Source organism: Mesorhizobium album (genome assembly GCF_033977205.1).
In the GTDB taxonomy this organism is placed as follows: Bacteria; Pseudomonadota; Alphaproteobacteria; order Rhizobiales; family Rhizobiaceae; genus Mesorhizobium; species Mesorhizobium album.
In genome coordinates, this window is the sequence record NZ_JAVIIW010000143.1 from 1 (window position 1) to 958 (window position 958).

Genomic DNA, 958 nt, shown 5'->3' on the forward strand with positions numbered 1-958 from the left:
GGCGTGGCCTGCCGGTACTGACAATGGGCGCAACTGGATACCGTCGACAACACAAAGGATCACAAAATGGCGCCACAACCCCCTTGACCTTCAACTCATCATATGAGGGGGCGCTGCCCCGCCGACGTCTCAGCACTTGATTCTTCCGGCTCCGCCAACGCTTCGTCATCAACTCTGAGGAATCATGGCGTCCCGGAGCCTGGCATTTAGGGTGACGACGATCTTTCGCATGACGGCGGCGATGGCCACCATAGGCTTTTTGCCGTTGGCGCGCAGGCGTTTGTAGAAGGCTGCGAACTCGCCCTTTCCGGCTGCGGCGCACAGGGCCGGCATGTAGAGCATGCTTCTGACGTCAGGGCGTCCGCCGCGGATTTTGCGGTAGCCGCGTCTTTGGCCGCTGTCGTTGGGATGCGGCGCGACGCCGGCAAGGGCTGCGGCCTTGCGGCGGGTCATGGAACCGAGCTCGGGCAAGCTGGCCAAGAGTTTGGCCGCCATGATCGGGCCGAGATTGTCCATGGCCGTGCAGATGGCTGCCCGGCGCTTGAGGGTGCTGCTGTTGGCGATCAGCTCGCGGATGGCGGCCTCGATGGTCTGGATCTGATGCTCGACGGCTTTGATCAGCGCCTTGAAGGAGGCGGCGAGATCGCGGCTGCAAGGAGCCTTGGCGCGGCTCTTCTCGGCGCCCTTGAGGGCGATGAGCTCCTGGCGGCGGCGGACCAGGGCGCGCAAGCGCACCGCGTCGGCGTCCGGAGCCTGCCAAAGGCACAGCTTTTCCCAGCGCTCGCGGCCGTAGGCCCAAAGCATGCCGGCATCGATGGGGTCGCTTTTGCCGTGCGTGCCGAAGGAACGGATGAAGCTCTTGAGCTTGAGCGTGTCGGCGCGATGGCAGGCGATGCCGGCGCGCAGGCACTCCTCGAGCAGCAGGCTCTCATGCCCTCCGGTCGGCTCGCACACGACG

At 65.1% G+C, this 958-nt stretch carries 1 protein-coding gene; it reads right to left on the reverse strand.

What is annotated here, in order from left to right; translation table 11 throughout:
- Positions 1-168: 168 nt before the first annotated feature.
- Positions 169-958 (reverse strand): transposase (locus RFN28_RS34635; protein ID WP_320291601.1); only part of this gene is annotated, 790 nt, incomplete at its 5' end.